At 38.3% G+C, this 26,147-nt stretch carries 18 protein-coding genes and 1 pseudogene; 9 read left to right on the forward strand and 10 right to left on the reverse strand.

The features are described 5' to 3' along the window. Window positions 1–31 precede the first annotated feature (31 nt). Entirely contained in the window at window positions 32–529 is a 498-nt protein-coding gene (locus tag V6255_RS03185) for a universal stress protein (RefSeq protein ID WP_341626847.1), read from the forward strand. Between the two features lie 541 nt (window positions 530–1,070). On the opposite strand, the gene V6255_RS03190 is transcribed toward V6255_RS03185, so the two are convergent. Then, window positions 1,071–1,811: a sulfite exporter TauE/SafE family protein gene (locus tag V6255_RS03190; RefSeq protein WP_341626848.1), complete on the reverse strand. Its 741-nt coding sequence runs from the start codon at window positions 1,809–1,811 to the stop codon at window positions 1,071–1,073. Between the two features lie 349 nt (window positions 1,812–2,160). Here V6255_RS03190 and V6255_RS03195 point away from each other — a divergent pair. After that, a pseudogene (locus tag V6255_RS03195) lies at window positions 2,161–3,435 on the forward strand (aspartate aminotransferase family protein). Between the two features lie 265 nt (window positions 3,436–3,700). Here V6255_RS03195 and serC read toward each other — a convergent pair. Then, a complete protein-coding gene (gene serC / locus V6255_RS03200; protein WP_341626849.1) occupies window positions 3,701–4,894 on the reverse strand; it encodes a 3-phosphoserine/phosphohydroxythreonine transaminase in 1,194 nt (397 codons plus the stop codon). A gap of 416 nt (window positions 4,895–5,310) precedes the next feature. On the opposite strand from serC, the gene V6255_RS03205 reads away from it, so the two are divergent. Continuing rightward, complete coding sequence (locus V6255_RS03205; RefSeq protein ID WP_341626850.1) at window positions 5,311–6,078, forward strand: SDR family NAD(P)-dependent oxidoreductase; 768 nt, start codon at window positions 5,311–5,313, stop codon at window positions 6,076–6,078. Window positions 6,079–6,279: 201 nt separating this feature from the next. On the opposite strand, the gene lrp is transcribed toward V6255_RS03205, so the two are convergent. Then, the gene (lrp, locus tag V6255_RS03210) at window positions 6,280–6,744 is read right to left on the reverse strand and encodes a leucine-responsive transcriptional regulator Lrp (RefSeq protein WP_201288120.1); all 465 of its coding nucleotides are present in this window, start codon (window positions 6,742–6,744) and stop codon (window positions 6,280–6,282) included. 308 nt (window positions 6,745–7,052) lie between these two features. Between lrp and ald the strand changes: the two genes are divergently transcribed. After that, a complete protein-coding gene (gene ald, locus V6255_RS03215; protein WP_341626851.1) occupies window positions 7,053–8,186 on the forward strand; it encodes an alanine dehydrogenase in 1,134 nt (377 codons plus the stop codon). 236 nt (window positions 8,187–8,422) lie between these two features. Here ald and V6255_RS03220 read toward each other — a convergent pair whose 3' ends face one another. The 7 genes from V6255_RS03220 to V6255_RS03250 form a co-directional block, all read right to left on the reverse strand. Beyond that, entirely contained in the window at window positions 8,423–9,406 is a 984-nt protein-coding gene (locus tag V6255_RS03220; RefSeq protein ID WP_341626852.1) for an MDR family oxidoreductase, read from the reverse strand. Window positions 9,407–9,510: 104 nt separating this feature from the next. After that, complete coding sequence (locus tag V6255_RS03225) at window positions 9,511–10,143, reverse strand: TetR/AcrR family transcriptional regulator (protein WP_341626853.1); 633 nt, start codon at window positions 10,141–10,143, stop codon at window positions 9,511–9,513. Between the two features lie 274 nt (window positions 10,144–10,417). Next, window positions 10,418–12,508: a sensor domain-containing protein gene (locus tag V6255_RS03230; protein ID WP_341626854.1), complete on the reverse strand. Its 2,091-nt coding sequence runs from the start codon at window positions 12,506–12,508 to the stop codon at window positions 10,418–10,420. Window positions 12,509–13,198: 690 nt separating this feature from the next. After that, complete coding sequence (locus tag V6255_RS03235) at window positions 13,199–13,537, reverse strand: hypothetical protein (RefSeq protein WP_341626855.1); 339 nt, start codon at window positions 13,535–13,537, stop codon at window positions 13,199–13,201. A gap of 447 nt (window positions 13,538–13,984) precedes the next feature. After that, the gene (locus tag V6255_RS03240) at window positions 13,985–14,704 is read right to left on the reverse strand and encodes an RES family NAD+ phosphorylase (protein ID WP_341626856.1); all 720 of its coding nucleotides are present in this window, start codon (window positions 14,702–14,704) and stop codon (window positions 13,985–13,987) included. Window positions 14,705–15,808: 1,104 nt separating this feature from the next. Continuing rightward, a complete protein-coding gene (locus tag V6255_RS03245) occupies window positions 15,809–16,696 on the reverse strand; it encodes a response regulator transcription factor (protein WP_025566118.1) in 888 nt (295 codons plus the stop codon). Then, on the reverse strand, window positions 16,686–20,051 hold the full coding sequence (locus tag V6255_RS03250) for an ATP-binding protein (RefSeq protein ID WP_341626857.1): 3,366 nt from the start codon (window positions 20,049–20,051) through the stop codon (window positions 16,686–16,688). The genes V6255_RS03245 and V6255_RS03250 overlap by 11 nt, the downstream gene beginning before the upstream one ends. Window positions 20,052–20,307: 256 nt before the next feature. On the opposite strand from V6255_RS03250, the gene urtA reads away from it, so the two are divergent. The 5 genes from urtA to urtE all read left to right on the forward strand — a co-directional run bounded on the left by urtA (window position 20,308) and on the right by urtE (window position 26,140). Then, window positions 20,308–21,591 (forward strand): urea ABC transporter substrate-binding protein, encoded by a 1,284-nt coding sequence (gene urtA / locus V6255_RS03255; protein WP_341626858.1) that lies wholly within the window; start codon window positions 20,308–20,310, stop codon window positions 21,589–21,591. A gap of 172 nt (window positions 21,592–21,763) precedes the next feature. Further along, window positions 21,764–23,443, forward strand: coding sequence for an urea ABC transporter permease subunit UrtB (gene urtB / locus V6255_RS03260; protein ID WP_341626859.1), 1,680 nt, complete (start codon window positions 21,764–21,766; stop codon window positions 23,441–23,443). Beyond that, the gene (gene urtC, locus V6255_RS03265) at window positions 23,443–24,633 is read left to right on the forward strand and encodes an urea ABC transporter permease subunit UrtC (protein WP_341626860.1); all 1,191 of its coding nucleotides are present in this window, start codon (window positions 23,443–23,445) and stop codon (window positions 24,631–24,633) included. Before urtB ends, urtC begins: the two co-directional genes overlap by 1 nt. Further along, window positions 24,633–25,442 carry an urea ABC transporter ATP-binding protein UrtD gene (gene urtD, locus V6255_RS03270; RefSeq protein WP_341626861.1) on the forward strand — a complete coding sequence of 270 codons (810 nt, stop codon included), beginning with the start codon at window positions 24,633–24,635 and terminating at the stop codon, window positions 25,440–25,442. Before urtC ends, urtD begins: the two co-directional genes overlap by 1 nt. A gap of 2 nt (window positions 25,443–25,444) precedes the next feature. Then, the gene (gene urtE / locus V6255_RS03275; RefSeq protein ID WP_025566124.1) at window positions 25,445–26,140 is read left to right on the forward strand and encodes an urea ABC transporter ATP-binding subunit UrtE; all 696 of its coding nucleotides are present in this window, start codon (window positions 25,445–25,447) and stop codon (window positions 26,138–26,140) included. The last annotated feature ends 7 nt before the right edge of the window (window positions 26,141–26,147 follow it).

Consider the following 26,147-nt stretch of genomic DNA (forward strand, 5'->3'; position numbering starts at 1 on the left):
AATAAAGCAGATTAATTACAAAGGAATAGATATGTTTAAATTTAATAAAATTCTATATAGCACTGATTTATCAAAAGGATCGAATGAGTCTTTTAAATATGCGGCATTCTTAGCTAAAAAAACGGGTGCTGAGGTGCATATTTTGCATGTTGTTGAAAAGTTATCTAGTGATGCGCGAATGGCCTTAGAGAGCTATGTAATGGACGATACTTCTCGAGCTGAGATGTTAATTGCACGTAAACGACAAGCGAAGGCTAAATTAGAACTTAAACAAGAAGACTTTTGGGAACAAGTCACTGATCCTGAAGATTTAGTTATACGTAAACAAATTAAATCCATCAATATTGTCGAATCTTTTCCAATGGAAGCGATATTAAAAATATCGCGAGAAAGAGAAGTAGATTTAATTGTAATGGGAACCCATGAAAAAGGCTTTGTAGAAACCTTCTTAGGTAGTGTCGCAAGAAATGTTTTAGCCCGTTCTCGTATCCCTGTTTTAGTGGTGCCTTTAAAAGAAAGAAAAAGATAATCGCTTTAGATAAGTCATTTTCAAAACCGAGTTATTAAATTACTCGGTTTTTATGCTTGTAATAAAGTTTACTCCTCACTTCTATGTTGCTTTTGCTAAATTGATAAAGCTCATATTATTTTCCCATTAAATCGTAAATTAGATAACTTTAATTCTAATTAATGAAAGCGGCATTATATTTAACATCATAAGATTATCTTTTTGACTATGACAGTGCCTTTAGTTTTGCGCAGTCCAATGCGAACTATTGAAGCAATAACTGATTATTGATAGAACATTTAACGAAAAAATCCAGGGGGAAGTGTTGTATCGGTTTTCTTGTTGGGAACTGAGGTTAGATACTAATAATAAAAGTCCTAAAGGGTACTGACAGCTTTTCATTCTCTATTCCAAGGCAAGCATCATATAAAAATTTTACGGCTAATAATAAGCTTAATTTCTATAATAGAGAGGTTATGATTAACTGAATACAAAGTGAATGTTAGAATTTAAAAGAGATATGGCCTGAATACATCCAAGCCACCTAAGTTATCTGCAATTATTATTGTCCCATCATTGTTACAGTGCTGTTTACCATCCCTAATAAAGCTACAATAACCATGATTGGTAATGCAAAACTTTTTAAAGATTCTGGTGGTTTTTTGTTGAATAAATGTTGGCCGTAACGAACGGCTAAAAGTGTAGGAATAATCAATATTAATATTGCCTTAGGCAAGGTGCTATCAGTCAAACCACCACTGATTAATGAAATAATGGCTAACCCTTCACTGGCTATAAAAAATAGAATCATAGTAGCGCGTTGTGTACTGGTACTTAATGAACTTGATAACATGTAATAAACAATCATTGGGCCTCCAATAGACGCACTAGCTGTGCCTGCACCAGAAGTTAGGCCAAAACCAATTTGTGTTCTTTTTTTGCTCGCATCAAAAGGTCTATAGCTAGAAAATAACAGTAGTGCTAAGCCAAGAATGGCAATACAAATTAATAGTTTTAATATTTCTGCAGGGATAAATAGTAAAAAGCAATAACCAATAGGAATACCTAAAATAGCACCTAAAATAAGTTTCTTTAGAACGGGGAATTCAGCTTGCTTAACGGCTTGTTTCCATAGATTGATGCTACAAATAAAGTCTAGCGATAAAACAATTGCGACACTTTGTTGAGGTTCAAAAAAGAAGTTAAAACCAACTACAGAGATAACCGCAAAGCCAAATCCACTATATCCCCTGACCACTGCCGCGAAGATGACTACTGGGAGTACAAACCAAATTTGTTCCACGTTCTTTCCTTAGAATTATTGAATATCCCACATACTATCGTCGCATTATAGTGCTAACGTTAGAGCCAAAGGAGATTAATCATAGAGCCATCTTTTCCCAAAATAATGTTATAGAAAAATTGTCTAAAGGTTATTGAAATTGGTGCTACCGAATAAAATTGCTGGTGCTAAATAAGATTCTAATTTGTAAGTTAGTGTAAGTATCTAAAATGGAGACTTAACTATGGAGAAGACTATGATGGACTTACAAACAGCGCAGTTAATTGAAACAGATCGCAATCATGTATGGCATCATTTGAGCCAACATAGTGCTTTAAAACAACAAGAAGTTTCAAAGCAACAAGATCCGATGATCATGGTCAAAGGGGAAGGGGCGCGAGTTTGGGATGCTAAAGGCAATAGTTATCTTGATGCTTCTTCTGGTGGCGTATGGAGTGTGAATGTTGGTTATGGGCGTACAGAAATTGCGAATGCAGTACGTGATCAAATAGAGAAGCTTAACTTCTTTGCCAGCACCGCAGGAACAGAGCCCGGTGCAGAGTTCGCTGAAAAGTTATTAGAGAAAATGCTAGGAATGAGCCGTGTGTATTACGCAAGTTCGGGATCTGAAGCGAATGAAAAAGCGTTTAAAATAGTACGTCAGATTTCTCAGAAAAAATACGGTGGTCAAAAAAATAAAATTTTATACCGTGAGCGAGATTATCATGGCGCAACGATGGGCGCTTTAAGTGCAACAGGTCAAGAAGAACGTCGTTTACATTACGGCCCGTTCTTATCTGGTTTTGTTGAGTTCCCACATTGTTGTGAGTATCGAAGCCAGTTTGGCGAGGTAAAAAATTACGGTATTTTAGCGGCTAAAGAATTAGAAAAAGTGATTTTACGAGAAGGGCCAGATACCGTTGGCGCCGTTATTTTTGAACCGATTACTGCTGGTGGAGGCGTGATTACCGCACCTGAAGGTTACTGGCCTGCTATAGCGGAAATATGTAAAAAATATAATATATTAATCCATATCGATGAAGTTGTTTGTGGCATGGGTAGAACTGGAAAATGGTTTGGTTATCAGCATTAAGGTATTAAACCAGATATTGTCACCTTAGCGAAAGGTGTGGCATCAAGCTATGCTGCTATCTCTTGTGTTGTTACCACGGAAGCAATATTCGATGAGTTCCTTGCTGACACTCGCGACCGTGATACTTATTTTAGAGATGTTAGTACTTACGCGGGGTGTACTGCTGGGCCTGCTGCGGCGTTAGCGAATTTAGCGATATTAGAAAGAGAGAATCTAGTAAGTAATAGTGCAATCATGGGCGATTACCTATTAGAAAAACTCGAAGGATTAAAAACAAAACACTCAATCATCGGAGATGTGCGAGGCAAAGGATTATTACTAGGGATTGAGCTGGTCAGTGACCTTGTAGCTAAAACACCTATTGATGAATCTGTTGCGATGAATGTTGCAGGAATGTGTATGAAAAAGGGACTTATTATCGGACGTACTAATCGTTCATTTAAGCATTTTAATAATACCTTATGTTTATGTCCTGTATTAACACTAACATATGAAGAGGCTGATTTTATTATTGATACGCTTGATAGCGTATTTGCAGAAACCTCCCTTTAAATTTACCGATGGCTCTTTTCCGTTTATAGTCTTATTTATTAATGGAAAAGGGCAATGGCTATTTTACCTTTTATATTAATATTCTATTTATTCTAGGTTGTAATAAAACGGTTCGACATGTACTACTTATGGTAAAAATTCAATGTGAAAAACTGTATTTTCAGATGTATAAAGGATCGATTGAATCGACAAAGTTGGTAGAGTTAACTAGCGGAAATATTAAAAAGGAGTTATTGCCAACCATTAATGGCTGGCATCTTAGGTGTTAGGCGTTGTTCATTGCAAACGTTATCATAAACTGTGCGAGCGTTTTTGCTTGCTCTTCCGTTACGCCATTATATAAGCTTGCTCTTAGGTAATCACCAACACCAAAAGGTGTTAACGTGCGTAAGCCAACCATTCCGGCTTCCCAACTTTCAATTAAGAATTTTTTCGTTAATGTGTCGTCACCACCTTTGATATTAAAAGGCAGATTCATTCGACTTCTTAACATCTTATTCGGTACTGGTGTCGCGTAAAACCCATTTGAGTTATCAATAACATCATAAAGGACTTGTGATTTTGCTATTGAGCGTTGCTCGTTAGCTGCAACGCCACCTTCTCGTGCAAGCCAATTCATCAACAATCCAACCACTTCAATATTGAATGTTGCAGGGGTGTTCCAAAGATTTCCAGCTTCACTGTTCGTTGTATAATTAAATACGCCAGGACATAAAGGAGAGGCTTTCCCTTCTCCTAAAAGATCTTTACGAACCACTGTCATTGTTAATCCAGGATGGCCAATGTTTTTGGATGCGCAAGCAAAAAGTACCCCTACATTATCACCATTCCAATCGATTGGTTTAGTGGTAAAGTCAGAACTTGCATCAACGACAAGAGGGATGTGTTTACGTGATTCTGGCAACTTAGGAAGTCGATGTAATTCAATACCGTTGACTGTTTCATTAGAACATAAGTAAACATATTTACTTTGAACGTTAATATCTTCTTCTGTTAATTCAGGAAAGTGTGTGAACTTGTTTGTTTGTGGATCTTTTCCATCAATGGTTTCCGCATTGCAATACTTTTGTGCTTCATCTCTTCCTCGAGCGGACCATGTTCCATTAACTACATAAGTTGCAACATCTGATAATTCATGACAAAGGTTAAGAGGAAGCGCTGCAAATTGACCATGCCCGCCACCATGTGTAAAAAGTATTTCGTAATTATCAGGAATATCCATTACTCTTTTTAATGTTGCCGTTGTTTTATCGAGAATGTCTATAAATTCAGGAGAACGATGTGACAGTGCTAAAGAGGTAAACCCTGATTTAGTAAAGCTTGCTGCTATTTCATTTTCGACACTTTTAGGTAACGATGTTGGACCAGGACTAAAGTTAATCACCTTATCTGGTGAAACGGTTGGACTGAGCGAACCAATAAGCGCTGGGTGCATATCCATTTTATTTCCTGTTGCCATAACCAATATTCCTTATTTTTGTATATTAATATATTCCAAATTTTGTATTTTTGAGCTTGAACTCTGAATACTTAAATGCTGATTTTAAAGTAATAAACAAAGTGTAAGTCGTGCTTTATTAATAAGTTAGCGCCAGAATAGGGTTTCCTTAGTACCAATCGTTACTGCTTGCCTTTATCTTTACAACGTGTATTTTTTAATATTACGATTATGTTTGTTCAATCTCGACGTGATACCAGATAAAAAGATATCTGGCTCTAGCGATCTCTTTATAGGTCGCATATTATTTGAAATATTGAAGAAGTATAACCTTATTCAAATAGCTTATATCGTTAGGTTTTATGTAAAAATAGTTAATGAATATGTTTAAATGAGCGTAATGAATTTATCATATAGTTAATATTAAGGAATATTTTATGACAGCTCATCAACACCCTGTAGTTTTAATTACTGGCGCAACGTCTGGATTTGGTTTGGCAACGGCAAAAAAGTTTGCTGAGCAGGGTTATCCACTGATATTAACGGGTCGAAGAGAAGAACGTTTACAAGCACTCAGTAGTGAACTTTCAGCACTGACTGACGTTCATTATTCTGTATTAGATGTCAGAGATAGTGAAGCGGTTACAGCGTTTGCTAATAACCTTCCTGAGCGATTTAAGCAGGTCGCTATTTTAGTCAATAATGCAGGGTTAGCATTAGGCGCAGAGTCAGCAGATAAAGCGAAATTATCAGACTGGCATACGATGATCGACACTAATGTCACTGGCTTAGTTAACGTCACACACAGTTTATTACCTGTATTGAAAGCACAACAGTCTTCAACGATTATCAACCTTGCGAGTATTGCGGGTAACTGGCCTTATCCGGGTAGCCATGTTTATGGTGCAAGCAAAGCCTTTGTTGCACAGTTTTCTAGAAACTTACGTAGTGATTTTGCGGGTACAGGTGTTCGTGTAACAAGTTTAGAGCCTGGTTTATCTGAGAGTGAATTTAGCTTGGTGAGATTTAATGGCGATCAAGATAAATACGATTCAATTTATGAAGGCACTAATGCTATACAACCTGAAGATATCGCTAATATTATCTTCTGGATTGCTGAACAACCTGCACATATCAACATTAATAGTTTAGAAGTCATGCCAACATCTCAAGCGTGGGATAGCTTTAAAATCGTTAAGCAGTAGAATGAAGCGAAGTTGTAGGGTGTCGCGAAGCAATAGTATAAAGCGATGCAGTAGAATAAGGCTAAGCAGTAGGTAGTTAGATTGAAATCAGACCACACTGACTAACCGATAATGCAAAAGAAGGGCGAAACAAGGTTGATATATCTAAGATGGATATATCAACCTCATTTAAAAGAGCTTCTTTTCGTAAAATCTTAACGATTAATTTGGAATATTAATCGACGTTAAGTATTTCACTTCTTCCATCACTACGTAGGTTTTAGAGCTTTTTATATCAGGCAACGAAAGAAACGTTTCACTAAGCACCTTACGGTATGCAGACATATCAGCCACACGCGTTTTCAATAAATAATCAAAATCACCCGATACAAGATGACATTCTAATATCGAATCTAGTTTTTTTGCTGCTTCATTAAAACGTTCAAATACATCTGCACTAGAGCGCTTAAGTGTTAGCTCAATATAAACTAATAACGATGCATCTAGGTATTGAGGATCAAGTAACGCAGTATACGACTTAATTATTTTCTGTTTTTCTAAACGTTTTACCCTTTCTAAACAAGGTGTAGGGCTAAGTCCTACTTTATGAGAAAGCTCAACATTAGAAATTCTGCCATTCTTTTGCAACTCTCGTAATATATTACGATCAATTCTATCTAGTGACATTGACTGCATCCAAACTCTATATCAGAGTAATTAACTGCTATAAGACTAAAAGTTGGTATTATAATCTATAAATTTTAAAATTAATAAATAAATAGAGTAAATAAAACTATTTATTAATGCATATACTGTTTCTGAAAGCTATTTATTGAACAATATTTGGTCGGTAAGTAAGCGTTTTTTGTTGTTTGCACAGTAATGCTTTGCAATCATATTTTTCATATTAATAAATTAGAGAATTTTAACAAGCTTAAATCAACTATAACTCGAGTATTACCTAAACATTACCCCAATATTACAAGGAGCAGTATATGATTATCGGTGTACCTAAAGAGATCAAAGTTCATGAATATCGTGTAGGGATGACCCCAGCAAGTGTTAAAGAATTAACATCGGCAGGTCATACGGTTTATATCGAACAGTCAGCTGGTGAAGGAATAGCGTGTAGTGATCAAGAGTATATTGATGCGGGTGCGAGTATTTTAAAAACCGCAGAAGAAGTATTTGCAATAGCGGAAATGATCGTAAAAGTGAAAGAGCCACTTGCCGTAGAACGTGCCTTACTTCGTCCTGACCAACTATTGTTTACCTATCTTCATTTAGCGCCTGATATGGCACAAACAGAAGACCTAATTAAGAGTAAAGCCGTTTGTATTGCTTATGAAACAGTAACCAATGCCAATGGTGGACTACCATTATTAGCGCCGATGTCTGAAGTGGCTGGTCGTATGTCTATCCAAGCGGGTGCGGCATGTTTAGAAAAATCTAACGGTGGCGTCGGCTTATTGTTAGGTGGTGTGGCAGGCGTAGCTCCTGCAAAAGTGGTTATTATTGGTGGTGGTGTGGTGGGTTGTAATGCGGCGCAAATGGCTATCGGTCTGGGTGCTGATACGACTATTGTTGATAACAACATAGATACATTACGCAAAGTAAACGCACAATTTGGTTCAAGTATTAAAACCGCTTACTCTAATAAATATAATTTAGCATCATTAGTCTTAGATGCCGATTTAGTGATTGGTGGTGTACTGATTCCAGGTGCAGCTGCACCTAAATTGGTGAGTGCTGAAATGATTAAAAATATGCGACCTGGTTCTGCGGTGGTGGATGTTGCTATTGACCAAGGTGGTTGTTTTGCGACATCAAAAGCAACAGCGCATGACCAACCAACTTATATCGTTGATGATGTTGTGCATTATTGTGTTGCAAATATGCCTGGTGCCGTAGCAAGAACCTCTGCTTTTGCATTAAATAACGCAACATTGCCTTACATTTTACGACTAGCAAACTTAGGTTATAAAGAAGCGTTATTGGCCGATGCTCATTTTAAAAATGGCTTAAACGTTATTCACGGTAAAGTGACCAATGCTAGCGTATCTGAAAGCTTGAACATCCCCTTTGTATGTCCTGATGAAGCATTAGCAACGCCTTACACAGCAGCTTAAATTTAATGGTTAATTGTTAGTTGTTAATTGTTAATTGTTAATTGTTAATTGTTAATTGTTAATAAGGCAGCATTTAGTAAAAAGGCCATTTAATGCATCATTAAATGGCCTTTTTTATAGGCGTATAATACCAATCATACCGGCAACCAAAAGGATCTTGTTTAATAGAAAATAGTATTTATAAGCCGAATAATAGTTCAGCAATAACAGTTCAGTAATAACCAGGCAGTAATAGTCTAGCCAGCAATATTGACCACAACACGACCACGTACTTTACCTGATATTAGTTTTTCTGCGGTTTCAATCGTTTCATCTAAGGTGATTTCTTTAGCGATATCATCAAAAACAGCGGGTTCTAAAATAGTCGCAAGGCGTTCCCATGCTTCAATTCTATCTGCAGTAGGGCGCATAACACTATCAATACCTGCTAACGTCACACCACGTAAAATGAATGGCATAACCGTTGTTGGTAAATCCATACCTTGTGCTAAACCACAAGCGGCAACCACACCACCGTATTTTAAGCTGGCACAGACATTCGCAAGGGTATGGCTGCCAGCAGAATCAATGGCTGCTGCCCAGCGCTCTTTTGCTAACGGACGTCCTGGTTCTGTTAATATTGCTCGGTCAATGACCTCTGCAGCACCTAGCTTTTTAAGGTATTCCGATTCTTCAAGGCGACCTGTTGATGCGATAACGTTATAACCTAACTTGGCTAATATTGTAATAGCAAAACTACCTACACCACCATTGGCACCTGTGACTAAAATGTCACCTTTATCTGGCGTGATACCATTTTTTTCTAGTGCAATAACACATAACATCGCCGTGTAGCCTGCAGTGCCGATAGACATCGCTTGGCGGGCCGAGAATGCATTAGGTAAAGGGATTAACCATTCGCTTTTTAAACGTGCTTTCTCTGCTAAACCACCACAATGCGTTTCGCCAACGCCAAAGCCATTTAATAAAACCTTATCGCCTACTTTAAATTGCTTGCTATCACATTGTTCAACAGTACCGACTAGGTCAATCCCTGGTACCATTGGAAAGTTACGAACCACTGGACCTTTACCAGTAATGGCGAGAGCATCTTTATAGTTTAGAGTGCTATAAGCGACTTTAATGGTGACATCACCTTCTGGCAAAACACTGTCATCGATGTCTTTTACGGCAGCTCTGTAACCTTGTTCATCTTTCTCGACTAAAATACCTTTGAACATATTGATTCCTTTTAGACCGATCGTCTATTAATGATTTTAAAATGCTTTAATTAAGTATGTTTTAATTAAATGCGTAAAGTTAAAAATTTAAAAATGAGTGTTTTTCATCGAGGTAATCCTGCAATGAAGTTATCTAAATAGTTATCTAATGGTGTGGTGCTTTGCACTAGTCGTGTTCGGCTCACTGCACCTTCCCAACCTATCCAAAAACACTCTGCTAATTGGTCACAATCTGCGGTTATTGATAAGTCACCATGAGTTTGCGCCAACTTAAAGCATTGGCTTATACGTAACTGCCAAGCGTCGAATATATCTATTAATATTTGTCTAAAGCTTTCAGGTAATAAATCAACTTCTTGCCCTAAATTACCTACTAAACAGCCACGTTTAAAATGATGACGTTCTAACCCTGCTTTAGCATTATCTGCAAAGTTTTTAATGCGCATAAGCGGCGGATAGCTTTCGTCTAATAAGTAAGTATCTAATTTATTAGCAAAGTAATTTGCATAGCTTTCAATCACTGCTAAACCAAAAGCTTCTTTACTTGAAAAGTAATGATAAAAAGATCCTTTAGGCACGCCGACTCTTTTTAAAATAGGATCGATACCTGAAGAGGCAAAACCACTTTCTGTTAATTGTTCAAGACCACTGCGGATTAATTCAGCCTTAGTGTCACGATTCTCCTGCGCACTTTTTAATGGTCGACCACGTCGTGGTTTTGTTGTTATTGATGTCATAGAACAGCCATGGATAATGTTATATAGATATAATAGACCGATCGTCTAATTAAATGCAAAAGGTTTGTAATAGGTTTATATTAAAGAATGGACTTACCATGAGGAAGATCAATTTAAGGCGATAGAGGGAATTAAAAAAGCCCTACGATTCAGAGCACATTAAAGAACATCAAAGCTGACAATCGTACTATTTACAAAGTCTCAATCGGTAACCTATTTAGACTATTGTAAATAGGCTATCGAATAGTTTTAGTTCAAGCTAAATAATAGAAAATTACGCTTCATTGATTTCTTTATAGTGACTTGAAAAATCAATAAAATGTGCAGCAGGCATCGGTTTACTAAAATAATAACCTTGCACATAATCGCAGTTCAATTCTTTTAATATTGTTAACTGTTCTGTTATCTCAACACCTTCAGCCACCACATCTAAGCCTAAGTTATGTGCAATTGCAATGCTTGCTTTTACTAAATCACGGTCTTCTTTATTTTGAGTAATACCATTAATAAAGCTCCGATCGATTTTTAACACATCAAAGTCATATTGACGTAAATAGCTAAGTGAAGAATAGCCTGTACCAAAGTCATCCATTGAAAGTTTAACACCCAGTTTTTGCAATGCTTGTAAAGCATCTGCAATATAAGATTGGCCAGTCATTAATACGCCTTCAGTAATTTCTAACTCTAAACTACCTGCTCCAATATTGGCTTCATCAAGTGATTCTTTAATAAAAGGGATCAGGTTTTTGTCTCGGAACTGACGAGGCGATAAATTAACTGCAATAGTATATTGCTCACCTTCACTAGTTTGCCATTGGTTTAAAAAATTAAGCGCTTGTTTAACAACGTATTGACCAATCACTACAATCAACCCAGTATGTTCTGCAATCGGGATAAATTCATCGGGAGTAATATTGCCTAATGCAGCACTATGCCAACGAAGTAATGCTTCTGCCCCAATCGCTTTATTGGTTTTTACATCAAACTGAGGTTGGTAATATACTTCAAATTCATTGCGTTCTAATGCGCCGTGCATCTGCTCTTCAATTTCAAAACGACGTATCATTGCAATATTCATTTCTTTAGTAAAAAAGGAATATGCATTACGCCCTAATGACTTCGCTTGATACATTGCCGTATCAGCATTACGCAATAAATCCGATACCGTGTACCCATTTTCGGGCGAGACTGCGATACCTATACTTAAGGTGAGGATTAATTCTCTGCCATCAATTTGGAAAGGTTCTCTAAACACTTTGAGTAAGTTGTCAGCTATTGTTCGCGGATCATTTTCATCGTTTAAACCTTGAGATAAAACAATGAACTCATCGCCGCCTAAACGACCTATAGTGTCTTCTTTACGTATTGCTCTCGTTAACCTAAGCGCTGCCTCTATTAATAATTTATCGCCTACCTCATGGCCTAGTGAGTCATTTACTTTTTTAAAGTCATCTAAATCAAGAAAAAAGACAGCGATATTTTTATGGCTTTTCTCAGAGTCGATTATCATTTGTGATAAACGATCAAGTGCTAAAAAACGGTTTGGTAATAGCGTTAACGTATCGTAGTAGGCGTGTCTACGTATAACCTCTGACGATTTATGTTGTTCAGTGATATCCCGAACAATCGTTAGTATCTGTTCATATTGTGGTAAATAGCTCATTCGAGCTTCAAAGTAAGTAAGCCCGTGAGGTAGTGTTAACTCATATTCAAAGGTTAGTGCTTCTGCGTGATGTATCACTTTTTTAACATAATGATCAAATATATTAGAGATCTCTTCAGGCAGCGTCTCGGAGATCAATTTACCCACAAACTCATCGGGAGAGACGAAGAGGTTTTTATGATTGCTCGCATAGTAATCGATGATGGAACCATTCTTTTCCATCAAGAAAAATAAGTCAGGGGTCGCTTCAAAAATGGTTTCAAGCATATGTTCTTTAAACACAACTTGAGCTTCAGCCTTCCGAACATCAGTCAGGTTGATATCAACACAATACATCTGTCTTTTGTTAAACTGATTGGTAAACATAACATGGCTTGAAAACACATTAACGTCGTGGCCATCTTTGTCGCATAAAATGATTTCTGAGGCAGGAATTTCTATATCTTTTTTTACCCAGTCATTATGTGCTGCAATAACAAACTCAGACATAGGCGTTGGGATAATCAGTTTCTCTATTTTTTCGCCTAAAGCCTCTTCTTTACTGAAGCCATAAAGCTTTTCACTACCAGTATTCCAATATATAACACGACGCTCTTCATCGTAGCCTTGCACTGAAATAGCATCCACAGCATCGAACAACTGATGTAACGTATCATTAGTCGTATTTTGATTGAATAGATTACTGATTTTTACCGATCTCATATATTAGGCTCATATTAGATTTAATAAAAATTTAAGTTATATACATACTATATCTTAATAGCTATTTTTTCATTAATAAATTATATTTCTATGATCAAGAACAAGGCTATTTTAGGTAGGTTATGGTTAGTTAAATGCCTAGATAAATGGTTTGTAGAGGGGAATGTATGAAATCAGGAGCTGAACTTAGTGGTCGGATCTTTTGGATGTAGTTTTGTTTTGGGTATAGCTTTGTTCTGGATTTAGTTTGTCTGTGCGCATTGAGGGTTTATTAAACATTGTTGTTTGGTATTTCGCCTTGTTGACGATTTTACTTTTTGAATTTTTTGAAACTTTACCCATAGCATGCAAAAACTGGTACCGCTCTATTTATGCATCACTTCATACGGCGCGTCCATGTGTCGAATGAAGTTACAGCAAACGTCCTGTTTGCTGTTGCAGAAAGAGCTTCATCGCTTGGGAAAGCTCAACGGCGGGTAGTCGTAGCCACATTGAGTATCGAACTTTATTATTTACTATTTGATCTTGTTAAGATCAATCGTTGGATGTCCCGTACTTTACTAGATCGCGAAACCATATTGAGATTCCTTAGTCACGTCTTGCCAGCAGGAAAAAAATACTGTTAAAAATATGACACGCTATTTTCTAACATTTATCGAAAATCAAAGTATGCGGTTAGAGCAAAATAATTTAACCATCATTAAAATACAAAATACAACCAGATATGAAAAACATTGAAACGGTAAGTACAAGTAACAATGCTAAATACCAATCAAGCTTTCTGGTATGTTTAAGGATTGCTTTATTATCAACCATTATACTTGAATAACCTTTTCCGATTAGAATTGCCATCGCATAGACAATTGCTCTGCCCCCAATTCCTTTATCCCAATCAGGTATAGCAGTGCCTTCTTTAACCATTTGCTTTTCAATATAAGGTAGAGAAATACGTCCAAATGCAAAACTAGCAATAGCTAATAATAAAAAATTTATAAATGCAATCCAAAATACCCAATCTTCAAAAGACAAACTTTACTCTCCATAAAATCACTAAGCATTGATCCACCAAAGCCAGCTGCCAATACAGCACTTGCCTAAAGGCGTAGTTGTTAAAGTAACGCCTATAGCAGTTGTAAAAAGATGTTTTAACATTAAAAAGTGAATAATAAAACGACTCGATGACAGTCTATTTGGCTCTTTATAAATATAAGTTTCTCTGCTAGCTGAGAAAAAGTAAAGCCGCCAAAGGGGGAAAACACTAAGTTACAATGATTAAGAAAGTTTCAGTTTGTGCAAGCGAAAAATACTGTTAAGAACAACCTTTGGATGCCCCGTACTTTTTCAATGTTTGATGTTATTAAAGGATTTGTTGATTAACATTTACTATTCATCATAAGATGAACCGCCCTGTGCGGAGCCTCATGCAGGGTGGTGTGGGGTTGGAGGTTAGATACCTCCGGCTACCCGATTATGTCATTACTTAAAAGTATACGAGACACCTTTAACATTTATTACTTCACTAATTTTAAACTCAGCTTTATCAGGTAAAAACAAACAGATGTTATGCCCTGATTCACTTAGCACACTTGGATATTTGATACCTTGAATACCCATTATTTTCAATTTTTCTGCAATATACTGGCTTGGAAGATATGCATAATCATCATGAGCATGTGCAGGAGTTGAAAAATATTTTGCATTAATGGACTTTAATATCACGTCATTAGCTAAGGTTTCGATGACAGCATCCGAATTACTTTCCATTGATGCTGGTAAGCTAATATCTTGTACTAAGTCAACAATCTTAACATCTTCTTTAAGTACAAAATTTGCGACACTTATCATTGCCCCTTTCCAAGGGCGTACTTCACTTATTGCTGTAGCCTTATTTGAAGCTACATATAAATATCGAATACCAGGAGGATTAATTCGTCCTGAGCTTGCAGATCCTTTAGGAGGAGCACCAATGTCTGATGATTCATACGCATCTATTTTACCCATAGGATTAATTCGAGCACGCCAGTACTCGCCCCCAGTAGGTATTGTTATGGCGTGTTTATAATGATATTCACAAAAAATATCTACTGTTCTTTGTAAATTTTCAGGTAAAGAAAATCTATTTTCATGACGAAGGTGTTCGCTAATTTCATTAAAAAAATTCGACATCTCCGAGAAACCGGCTATTTTATTTTCCATAATTTTTCAACCCAATAATTCACTTACGATTTAAAGAGGGAACATCTCATATGTTAAAAATAATTTGATATTAGTATGACTGATGACATAACAGTTTATTAAACCAAAAAATTCTATATTTCAGGTGTAAATACGGAATACATTAATTTTGTTATTTTTTCAACAATACGCTACTGCAACGGTAAATCAAATATTTAAAGTTATCTTTAACCTTAAATCAATTATTAATCATGTAGATAGGTGGAATTATTTCGCATTAACCATGGAAAGGTAGAATGAGATTTATTGGTTTATATTTAACAAAAATTTTATTGTATTATTGGAGTAATAAGAAACTCTATATGGCTGCATCAATTTCCCATTTTAGTTTTTCTGAATTAATTACTGCCTTTAGCAAGCTAAGGAATGGAGCGACTTATGCGACAGCATAGTTTATGAGCGGGCTAAGCTCTGCGTGCCCTTTGCGGTTGCTAGCTCAGAGCGCGGCAGGGACGCCGCGTATGAGCGGTGCGTTAAGAAGGCTGTTATTATTATATTTTCAAAAGAGTAGATTCAAAAACGATATGGGCGAGTTTCTTTTGGTTCTGTTTTCTTTGTTCGTATAAAGAAAATGAACTCGCCGAAAGGGCGAAACACCAAGCCGGAAGTATCAATGTAATTTGCTGAGCGTAGACGAAAAACTTGCAAATAAAAATAAAATAGCCTCAACGAGCGTAGCGAAACATTACTCAATGTGGCTACAACTCCCCGCCGTTGAGCTTTCCCAAGCGATTAAGCTCTTTCTGCAACAGCAAACAGGACGTTTGCTGTAACTTCATTCGGCGCATGGACGCGCCGTATGAAGTGGTGCATAAAGAAAGAGCTTCATTGATTGGATAAGAAAGCGATCCGGTGCCAGTCTCTTTGCTTACTTTCTCTGCTGGCAGAGAGAAAGTAAAGTCGCCGAAAGGGCGAAACACCAAGTTACAATTATTAATAAAGCCACAACGAGCGAAGACGAAAAACTTGCTAACAAAAAATCCAAATAGTCTCAACGAACGCAGACGAACCCTAAAGCACAAAAAAAAAGGATCACCCAGCAATCCCTTGCTGCTAAATAAACGACTATCCCTCTAGGATCCTAATCGAGATCGCCGCCGCCGACGTCCTATTATCCACCCCTAACTTCTTATAAATCTGCTCTAAATGTTTGTTTACCGTACGTGGGCTCATTTCTAAAATCTGTGAAATCTCCCAACTGGTTTTACCATAAGACACCCAATACAACACCTCAGATTCACGTTTGGTGATCGGGAGATTATCCTTCAAATCCTGTGGTGATTTTTGTGTTTTAGTTTGTACGATGCGTAACAAATGCATTTGCTGTTGTTGGCGCTCGTAAGCAATGCTCATTTTCTCAGAAAAGCAGTCTACTTTTAACTCTTTGCTGGTATCACCTAATAACCAACTTTCGATTAACGTCGCTAAGGTTGCCCACGGACTTGCATCGCCTTTGGAAATATCATCGACCAATTCATGCACATGCGGTGTCGCCCAAGATAATCGACCTAATTGGCTGACACAAAATACGGTTTTCCCTGCGTGGTCTAAGGCATCCTGTGCACTTAGTGCGAGCTTGGCGGTTTCAACGTGGCGTTTGATCCGCACAATCACTTCGTCGGGTGAAATGGGTTTGGTGACATAATCCACGCCTCCCGCTTCAATACCTTTCACAATGTCTTCGACATCGGTTAATCCGGTCATGAAAATAATCGGGGTGTTAGGTAATAGTTCTTTTAAACGTCGGCAAGTTTCAAAGCCATCCATCTCTGGCATCATCGCGTCTAATAGCACTACATCTGGTGGTACTTTCTCTGCGATGGCGAGTGCTTGTTGTCCGCTTAAGGCGACTAATGCGGTATAACCTTGACTGTTCAGTGCCACATTGAGCATGCCTAATGATTCTGGTGAATCATCGACAACCAATACAACATCACTGCTTTTATGATCCATGGTTTAACTCGTTTAAATATTCAATAATTTTAGGGAAATTACAGACTTCAACATACTCAAGTATCTGCGACGCACTGTCTTCTGGGTAGTGATATTCTGTTTGTATTTCTTCAAACTTGTTCTTAAAACCAGACAGATAACCAATCTCTGCGAGGGCGATTAAAGCTTGGTATTGTTCGCTGGTGACGCTGGGTTTATTAGTCTTATTAATATCGTTAGACGTTATGTTATCAGTATTTTTATATTGCCACTGTAAGTTTAATAATTGTGCAATTTTACCTAATAATGCATCTAAATTAAGAGGTTTGGCAATATAGCCATTATGATAACCTTCGGCTTGTAGGTTGTATTCTGCATCTCGTGCATTGGCTGACACCATTAATACGGGCATTTGATAATGCTGTTCACGTAGATTTTTTACCATTTGCCAGCCGTTAATGTCTGGCATTTGCACATCCATTAGCACTAAGTCGATATCATTATCTTGTAGTAATTCAAAACCCTGTTGTGCATGCTCGGCCAATAACACTTTAAAACCAATAGGCGCTAATAAGCTGAACATCAGATCGCGTTGGTTTTTATTATCGTCGACCACTAATACGGTTTGTGTTTCACCGTTATAGCCTACGGCTTCTGATTTAGTCAGTTCTGGTTCTTTAGGATCTTTGTTGAGCTTAAATAACATAAGCTTAAAGTTGAAGGTTGAGCCTTGGCCAACGCTACTCGTTAAGCTTATTTCACCTCCCATCAGTTCAGCTAATGAACGTGAGATGGTTAACCCTAATCCTGTTCCACCGATAGATTGAGTATGGGTATTGCGAATTTGTTCAAAAGGTTTAAATATTAAATCTTGGTTACTTTTAGCGATGCCTGCACCAGTATCGATAATACTAAAGTTAGCGACTTCACTGCGGTAGGTGACTTTAAAAGTCACTGAGCCTTTTTCAGTATATTTAATGGCGTTAGAGATCAAGTTGATCAGTATTTGTCTAAAGCGTTGTTTATCTGTGGCTACGTAATCGGGTAGGTTGGCGCTGGCGATATAATGGAATTTAATACCTTTTTTACTAGCTTGCATTTGGAACATATCCACCAGCTGTTGCAAAATAGCTTTGAGATTAAACTCATCACGTTGCAAGGTCACTCGTCCCGCTTCAATCTTAGAGACTTCTAATAGGCTTTCAATTAGGTCGGCGAGATGCTCTCCGTTACGTCTCACAATGGCAATGCTTTCACGCTGTTTTGGTGGTAATACTTGATCGCGCATTAACAGTTGTGCATAACCTAGCAGTACATTAAGCGGCGTGCGTAACTCATGACTTAACGCGGCAAGATAACGACTTTTAGCTTCATTGGCAGACTCCGCTACTTCTTTTGCGCTTTGTAATGCCTCTGAAGTTTGTTCATGCGCATCCACTTCTTTGGCTAAGGCTTTAGTTTGTGAACGTAACTCTTTTAATGCACTTTGGTTGCCATTACGCGCGAGGATAAATAACCAACTGACAATGCCGATGATGATAATTAATAGGAAGAATATCTTGATTAAGGTGCTGGCAAACACCTCTTTGACTTCTATTTCATCGAGAGGAACTTGTAGATATACCAACACTAAGATCCCCGCACCGACAAAACCAAGACCTAAGGTGAGTGCGATGAACTGCATCAGTGGTGTGGTTAATACTTTAAGTACTTTGGCACTTAAAAAACGCGTGAAAAAATCATGGGCTTGTTGCGAAAGTGTCGCGTCTGGGCGGCATTGATCTGCACATCGTACATCGAGGCTACAACATAGTGAACAAATGGCTTTACCATAAGCAGGGCAGAAAGTGATGTCTTCATGGTCAAAGCTATTTTCACAAATGTGGCATTGCGTAAAGGTTTTAATTTTAGGTTGTTGGTTGGCTGCTAAATAGTATTTTCCTTTGGTTAACCAACCAATTAAAGGCACCGTTATAAAAGGTAAAAAACAAGCAATAAAAGACGCCAATGCTTCAATGGTTTCACCATAAATACCCATGTGTGCGGTAAAACCTGCTATTGAAGCAAGTAACATTGAACCCACACCCACGGGGTTAATATCATAAAGGTGAGAGCGTTTAAATTCGATATGACGAGGGCTGATACCTAGCGGTTTATTAATGATGAGGTCGGCAACCACTGAGCTTAACCAAGCCAGTACAATCACCGAATAAACAGACAACATACTGGCGATGGTTTGGTAAATGCCCAGTTCCATCAGTAATAGGGCAATAGCTACATTAAACACCATCCACACTACACGACCAGGGTGATTATGAGTCACGCGTGAAAAGAAGTTAGACCATGCTAATGAACCTGCATAGGCATTAGCCACGTTAATTTTTAGTTGTGATAACACCACAAAGGTACAAGCCACAAAGACACTAATCGACGGGTTATCAAACACGTAACTATAAGCGAGTTGATACATGTGGGCAGGGTCGCTAGCAAGGTGGGGTGCAACGCCTTGTTTTAATGCAAAGTAAGCTAAGAAAGATCCTAAAAATAGTTTAAGCGCGCCAAATAACATCCAACCGGGACCACCTGCAATCAGTGCTAACCACCATCGCCAAGCGCCTTTTTTGGGTTTTTCAGGTAAAAACCTCAGGAAGTCGACTTGTTCACCTATTTGCGCGACTAATGCTAATAAAACGGCTGAAGCACCACCAAATAATAATAGATTAAATGAACTGCCTGATTCTCCAGCTTCACCGGTAAAGCTGATCCAATCACTGAATTGCGTATCGTTGTGGATAAACACAAAGAACAGCGGCAACAGTTGTAGCGCTACCCAAATTGGTGACGTCCATACTTGAAAGCGACTGATATAGGTAATGCCGTGGGTCACTAAGGGGATAATTAATAAGGTACTGACGATATACCCAGCGGGTAAGGGCAAGCCAAATAGTATTTTTAAGGCCATCGCCATAATCGCGGCTTCAAGCGCAAAAAAGATAAAGGTAAAGGAGGCGTAGACAAGTGAGGCGATGCTGGAACCAATATAACCAAAGCCAGCCCCTCGGCTGAGTAAGTCGATATCGACCCCATATTTGGCGGCATAATAGCTAATAGGTAGACCGGTTAAAAAAACAATTAAAGTCACCGCTAAAATTGCCCACGCGGCATTTTCAAAACCATATTGAAGGGTGATTGCACCGCCAATCGCTTCTAAAACAAGAAACGAAACTATGCCAAGCGCGGTCATTGAGATGCGGTTTAATGACCACTTTCTGGCACGTTTAGCAGTAAAGCGCAGCGCGAAATCTTCCATCATCTCATTCGCAACAAGCTTATTATAGGTTCTGCGTGCTTTAATTATTTTTTGGTTTGATTGCATGACCGCTTCTTTCGCTATTTATTGGCTATCCGTACTAATAACTACTTAGCTCTTAGCATATCGTGCGCGCGTACCTTACTTCAATAGTTGTTGTTTTTATATGCGCATAATTGCGTAGTCCATTGCGCGCTTTTGCGCATTTAATGCTTGCACTAATTACTGGATACTAATCCCACTTGAAATAGGTTGGGATTGAGATTTTTATTCCTCTAAAAAGATTAATCATTGGATACTAAAAAAGGGAAAGGAACTATCTATGAAACTGAAGAAACTAATTGTTGCAAGTTCGATTGTTGCAACTGGCTTAATGACTAACTTTGCTTATGCTGCTGATAGCATCAAAGTCGGTGTTTTACATTCTTTATCAGGCACCATGGCGATTAGTGAAACAACACTAAAAGATACTGTGTTAATGATGATTGAAGATCAAAATGCAAAGGGCGGTTTGTTAGGTAAAAAAATTGAGCCTGTGGTGGTTGACCCTGCGTCAAACTGGCCATTATTTGCAGAGAAAGGCCGTGAGTTATTAGCAAAAGATAAAGTTGATGTTATTTTTGGTAGCTGGACTTCAGTTTCTCGTAAATCAGTACTTCCTGTGCTTGAAGAGCTTAACGGCTTAATGTTTTACCCAGTTCAGTATGAAGGTGAAGAGTCGTCTAAAAATGTATTCTACACGGGTGCTGCGCCAAATCAACAAGCGATTCCTGCAGTTGATTACCTGATCAATGATCTTGGTGCTGAGCGTTTTGTATTGTTAGGTACCGATTATGTTTACCCTCGTACAACTAACAAGATATTAGAAGCATACTTGATGTCTAAAGGCATAAAGTCAGAAGATATCATGATTAACTACACGCCATTTGGTCATTCAGATTGGCAAAATATTGTAGCTGAAGTAAAACGCTTTGGTTCTGAAGGCAAACAAACAGCTGTAGTTTCAACAGTAAACGGTGATGCAAATATCCCATTCTACAAAGAATTAGGTAACCAAGGTATTTCTGCTGAAGATATCCCTGTTATTGCATTCTCTGTCGGTGAAGAAGAGCTATCTGGTTTTGATGCAAAACCGTTAGTGGGTCACTTAGCCGCTTGGAACTACTTCCAAAGTGTTGATACAGAAGAAAATGAAGCGTTTATCGCACAATGGAAAAAATACATTGGTGATGACAAGCGTGTAACAAATGACCCAATGGAAGCAACTTACATTGGTTTTAAAATGTGGGTTAAGGCTGTTGAGAAAGCCGGTACTACTGATGTTGATGCCGTAGAACAAGCAATGATCGGTATCGCTGTACCTAACTTAACAGGCGGTATTGCGGTAATGAACCCTAACCACCATTTATCTAAGCCTGTATTAATTGGCGAAATCCAAGAAGATGGTCAGTTTGAAGTAGTTTGGGAAACGCCTGATACAGTAATTGGTGATGCATGGTCAGACTTTTTACCAAGCTCTAAAAACCTAGTATCTGATTGGACTGCTCCAATCAAATGCGGCAACTTTGATGTCACTACTGCAAAATGTTCTGGTCAACAATTTTAGTCATAACGTTCTAACTTACTAATTTAACCTATGTATTTAAATTCATAGAGCTAAATTTATATAGTTAAGCTCATATAGTTAAGTTCATGTAGCTAAATGTAAGAACGATTAGATGGGAGGCTCAGCCCTCCCATTTTTATGCACTGAAGAAATCAATATTAAGGAACAGCTCATGTTGCGTCTACTTCCCCTTTTACTTTTCTTTGTTATGTCATTCAACGCCTCAGCCGCTGTTAGTGAAACACAACAATCAGCTCTTCCTACATTAGTCGAGCAGTTACCAAATACTAAATTAAACAAAATGGCGTCATTGATTGAACAGATCGCGGTGACATCAACACCACAAGTCAGCGATATTTTACAACCTTTGATGGACGGCGATCTGTATTACCTTAAAGCCGATAAACGCGTTGTCTCTGTTTATAAAAACCAACAAAACCAATATGAATTAACCGATGTATTAACGGCGGAAGTGTTACCTGCCGTGAGTAAATCAGCGATTAAAAAAGTAAGAACCAATAACCGTTTACGTGGCCAAATTCGTGATTTATTAGCCAATCTTGATTTAACAAGTGCTGATGCGGATACGCGCATCGCGGCTTTAAAACAATTATTAGATAATCCAAACCAAACTGGCTTGACTGCGGTTAATAAATTAATCAAAAGTGAGAAGGATGATGATGCTCGTGAATTGATGTCGGTTATTTTATTACTTGCTCAATTAGAAACAGGGCCAACATCGGAGAAATTATCTGCGGCTAAACAACTTTCAGATCGTTTAGAACCGACGGTTAAGAATGCCTTAGTTAAAGAGTTAGATAGGATCTCTGCCGATTCAGTTTCTACTAGTTCAACATCTGCTGACACTGAATCTAGCAGCGTAGAAGTACAAAGCGCAGAAACAAAAGAGCTTAAAATAGTATTAACCAATGCTATCGATAGTATTGAACAGCAGGCGAGTGTGTTTAGCTTAGCTGAAAACCTATTCTTTGGTTTGAGTCTTGGCTCAGTCTTATTATTGGCGGCGATTGGTCTTGCTATCACCTTTGGTGTGATGGGCGTGATCAATATGGCGCATGGCGAAATGATGATGTTAGGTGCTTATACCACTTATGTTATTCAACAAACTTTCCCTAATTTAATCGAATACTCGTTATTAATGGCCGTGCCTGCTGCATTCCTTGTGTCTGGCTTTGTTGGTGTGTTAATTGAACGTGGTGTGATTCGTTTCTTAAAAGGTCGCCCATTAGAAACCTTACTGGCTACTTTTGGTATCAGCTTAATTTTACAGCAGTTAGTACGTAGTGTTTTCTCTCCACTTAACCGCCAAGTTGAAGCGCCACAATGGATGAGTGGTTCGTTAGAAATTAACCCTATCTTATCGTTAACCTATAACCGTTTATACATCATCTTATTTGCGTTAATGGTGTTCTTCTCACTGTTAATGATTTTGAAAAACTCTTCACTAGGTTTACACGTTCGCGCTGTTTCTCAAAACCGAGATATGGCAAGAGCCTTGAGTGTTAAAAGCTCATGGGTTGATGCGATTACCTTTGGTTTAGGTTCTGGTATTGCGGGTGTGGCAGGTGTTGCATTAAGTCAGTTGACCAATGTTGGTCCTAATTTAGGTCAAGCTTATATTATAGATTCATTCTTAGTGGTGGTATTCGGTGGTGTGGGTAATTTATGGGGAACCTTGGTCGCAGCAATGACTATGGGCACATTCAATAAGTTTTTAGAACCATCAATGGGGCCTGTGCTTGCCAATATTATTGTTTTAGTCAGTTTAGTGTTGTTCATTCAAAAACGACCTAAGGGACTGTTTCCGCAAAAAGGGAGATCTGCAGAATAATGAATACTTTACTGAATTCACCTAACGTGAAAAAGATAACTGAAAAAATGAGTAGTTTGCATTTTGTTATTGCGATCTTATTTGCCTCAACACTGTACGTCAGCGTATGTAACTTAATGTTTGCCGAGGGTTCACTATTACATGTGAGTGATTACACGGTTAGCTTATTGGGTAAGTACCTTTGTTATGCCTTACTCGCCTTAGCGGTTGATTTGGTATGGGGATATTGCGGTATTTTAAGCTTAGGTCACGGTGCATTCTTTGCCTTAGGTGGTTACGCGATGGGTATGTACCTGATGCGCCAAATTGGTGATCGAGGCGTTTACGGTAACCCAGAACTACCCGATTTTATGGTGTTCTTGAACTGGACTGAATTACCTTGGTATTGGGCGGGTTCTGATAACGCCTTTGTAATGATTTTGTTAGTCTTTGCTGGCCCTGGTTTATTAGCTTTCATCTTTGGTACGTTAGCGTTCCGTTCACGTGTAAGTGGTGTGTACTTATCTATCATGACGCAAGCGATGACTTATGCACTGCTACTGTCTTTCTTCCGTAATGAAATGGGATTTGGTGGTAACAATGGTTTGACTGACTTTAAAGAAATCTTTGGATTCTCATTACAGTCATCGAATACTAAGTTGGCTTTATTTATGGCAACGGCTGTGATGTTAGCCATTGGTTATGCGATCAGTCACTTTATTGTTAATTCAAAAATGGGTCGTGTTGTCACTGCGATTCGTGATTCTGAAGACCGTGTTCGTTTTGTAGGTTATAAACCACAGCATTATAAAGTGTGGATCTTCGTTGTGTCTGCCATGTTAGCAGGTGTAGCGGGTGCGCTTTATGTACCGCAAGTGGGCATTATTAACCCGGGTGAGTTCTCACCATTAAACTCGATTGAGATTGTTATTTGGGTGGCAATTGGTGGACGTGGCACTTTATACGGCGCATTAGTGGGCGCGATTGTGGTCAGTTATGCCAAAACGCGTTTTACTGCGATTATGCCTGAAGCATGGTTATTTGGATTAGGTGGTTTGTTTGTATTGGTAACGTTGTTACTGCCAAAAGGCTTGGCAGGGTTAGTCACAAACTTAATGGATAAAATAGATCCACCAGCAACAGAAAAGAAACCGAGCGGCTCTGATAAAAGTAAGTCAGATGATCCAACACTAGCAGCGGAGAATAAATAATGATTGTAGATAAACACGGTTCACCGCTGTCATCAGTTGATAACTTAAAACCAGATACACGCCACGGTATGATTTTATACGTGGAAGATGTCAGTGTGAGTTTTGATGGTTTTAAAGCGTTAAACGACTTGAATCTTTATATTGGTGATGGTGAGTTACGTTGTTTAATCGGTGCAAACGGCGCAGGTAAAACAACGTTAATGGATGTGATAACAGGTAAGACTCGCCCTGACAAAGGTAAGGTAAGTTTTGGTCAACAAATTGATTTATTAGAACTTGATGAATCTGAAATTGCGCGTGCAGGTATCGGTCGTAAATTTCAGAAACCAACAGTATTTGAAGCACTCAGTGTGTTTGAAAACATCGAGTTAAGTTTGTCTGGCGATAAAGGTATTTGGAGTTCGCTATTTCATAAATTGAGTGGCGAACAACAAGATAAAATTGATGAAGTATTACAAACCATTGGTTTAACTGCTGAACAACATTACCCAGCAGGACGTCTATCTCATGGCCAAAAACAATGGTTAGAAATTGGTATGTTATTAGCCGCTGAACCGCGTTTATTGTTAGTTGATGAACCTGTTGCCGGGATGACAGCACAAGAAACAGAGCGAACGGCCGAGCTATTAACGTCACTTGCAGGCAAGCATTCAGTGGTGGTGGTTGAGCATGATATGGCTTTTGTAAGGTCTATTGCGCGTAAGGTCACGGTATTACATCAAGGGACTGTATTGGCGGAAGGGTCGATGGATGAAATCCAAGAAAATAAAGACGTACGCGAAGTTTATTTAGGTGAGGAGGAAGCTTAATCATGATTGAGTTAACCGCGGTAAATCAAAAATATGGTGGCACACAGATCCTATGGGATCTTGATCTTAAGATTAAGAAAGGTTCTCGTACTTGTATCATGGGACGTAACGGTGTGGGCAAAACCACATTATTAAAAACCATTATGGGGTTGTTGCCTATTAGCTCAGGTAATCTAGTGATTAATGACAAAGATATGAGCAAAAGTAGTGTTGAGCAACGTCCTGAGATTGGTGTTGGTTACGTGCCACAAGGGCGTCATATCTTTCCGCAATTGACGGTTGAAGAAAACCTAAAAATCAGTTTAAATTGCTCAAGACAAAAAAGTAAAACGATTCCAAATCATATATTTAAACTTTTCCCTGTGTTGGAAGAGATGTTACATCGCCGTGGTGGTGACCTGTCTGGTGGCCAACAACAGCAGTTAGCGATTGGACGTGCTTTGGTACTGAATCCGGATATTCTAATATTAGATGAGCCCAACGAAGGTATTCAACCTAATATTGTGCAATTAATTCGAGATGTGTTATTAAAGTTAAATAAAGAACAAGGCATGACCATTATTCTAGTGGAGCAGAAGTTACCTTTTGCTCGCGCAGTGGGAGAAAACTTCCACTTAATGGAAAAAGGCCAAGTAATAGCATCGGGTCCAATGGATGAACTTGATGATGAGTTAGTCAGTAAGTATCTCGCCGTTTAAAACGGTG

It is taken from the genome of Psychromonas arctica, from assembly GCF_038155225.1.
GTDB classification, from domain to species: Bacteria; Pseudomonadota; Gammaproteobacteria; order Enterobacterales; family Psychromonadaceae; genus Psychromonas; species Psychromonas arctica_B.

Excerpts from the sequence above, each read along its gene's own strand:
- urtC (WP_341626860.1), top strand. The coding sequence starts at position 23,443 with ATGAATACTTTACTGAATTCACCTAACGTGAAAAAGATAACTGAAAAA.
- V6255_RS03185 (WP_341626847.1), top strand. The coding sequence starts at position 32 with ATGTTTAAATTTAATAAAATTCTATATAGCACTGATTTATCAAAAGGA.
- urtD (WP_341626861.1), top strand. The coding sequence starts at position 24,633 with ATGATTGTAGATAAACACGGTTCACCGCTGTCATCAGTTGATAACTTA.
- urtA (WP_341626858.1), top strand. The coding sequence starts at position 20,308 with ATGAAACTGAAGAAACTAATTGTTGCAAGTTCGATTGTTGCAACTGGC.
- V6255_RS03220 (WP_341626852.1), bottom strand. The coding sequence starts at position 9,406 with ATGTTCAAAGGTATTTTAGTCGAGAAAGATGAACAAGGTTACAGAGCT.
- V6255_RS03250 (WP_341626857.1), bottom strand. The coding sequence starts at position 20,051 with ATGCAATCAAACCAAAAAATAATTAAAGCACGCAGAACCTATAATAAG.
- urtE (WP_025566124.1), top strand. The coding sequence starts at position 25,445 with ATGATTGAGTTAACCGCGGTAAATCAAAAATATGGTGGCACACAGATC.
- V6255_RS03230 (WP_341626854.1), bottom strand. The coding sequence starts at position 12,508 with ATGAGATCGGTAAAAATCAGTAATCTATTCAATCAAAATACGACTAAT.
- lrp (WP_201288120.1), bottom strand. The coding sequence starts at position 6,744 with ATGTCACTAGATAGAATTGATCGTAATATATTACGAGAGTTGCAAAAG.
- ald (WP_341626851.1), top strand. The coding sequence starts at position 7,053 with ATGATTATCGGTGTACCTAAAGAGATCAAAGTTCATGAATATCGTGTA.
- V6255_RS03240 (WP_341626856.1), bottom strand. The coding sequence starts at position 14,704 with ATGGAAAATAAAATAGCCGGTTTCTCGGAGATGTCGAATTTTTTTAAT.
- V6255_RS03245 (WP_025566118.1), bottom strand. The coding sequence starts at position 16,696 with ATGGATCATAAAAGCAGTGATGTTGTATTGGTTGTCGATGATTCACCA.
- V6255_RS03205 (WP_341626850.1), top strand. The coding sequence starts at position 5,311 with ATGACAGCTCATCAACACCCTGTAGTTTTAATTACTGGCGCAACGTCT.
- urtB (WP_341626859.1), top strand. The coding sequence starts at position 21,764 with ATGTTGCGTCTACTTCCCCTTTTACTTTTCTTTGTTATGTCATTCAAC.
- serC (WP_341626849.1), bottom strand. The coding sequence starts at position 4,894 with ATGGCAACAGGAAATAAAATGGATATGCACCCAGCGCTTATTGGTTCG.
- V6255_RS03225 (WP_341626853.1), bottom strand. The coding sequence starts at position 10,143 with ATGACATCAATAACAACAAAACCACGACGTGGTCGACCATTAAAAAGT.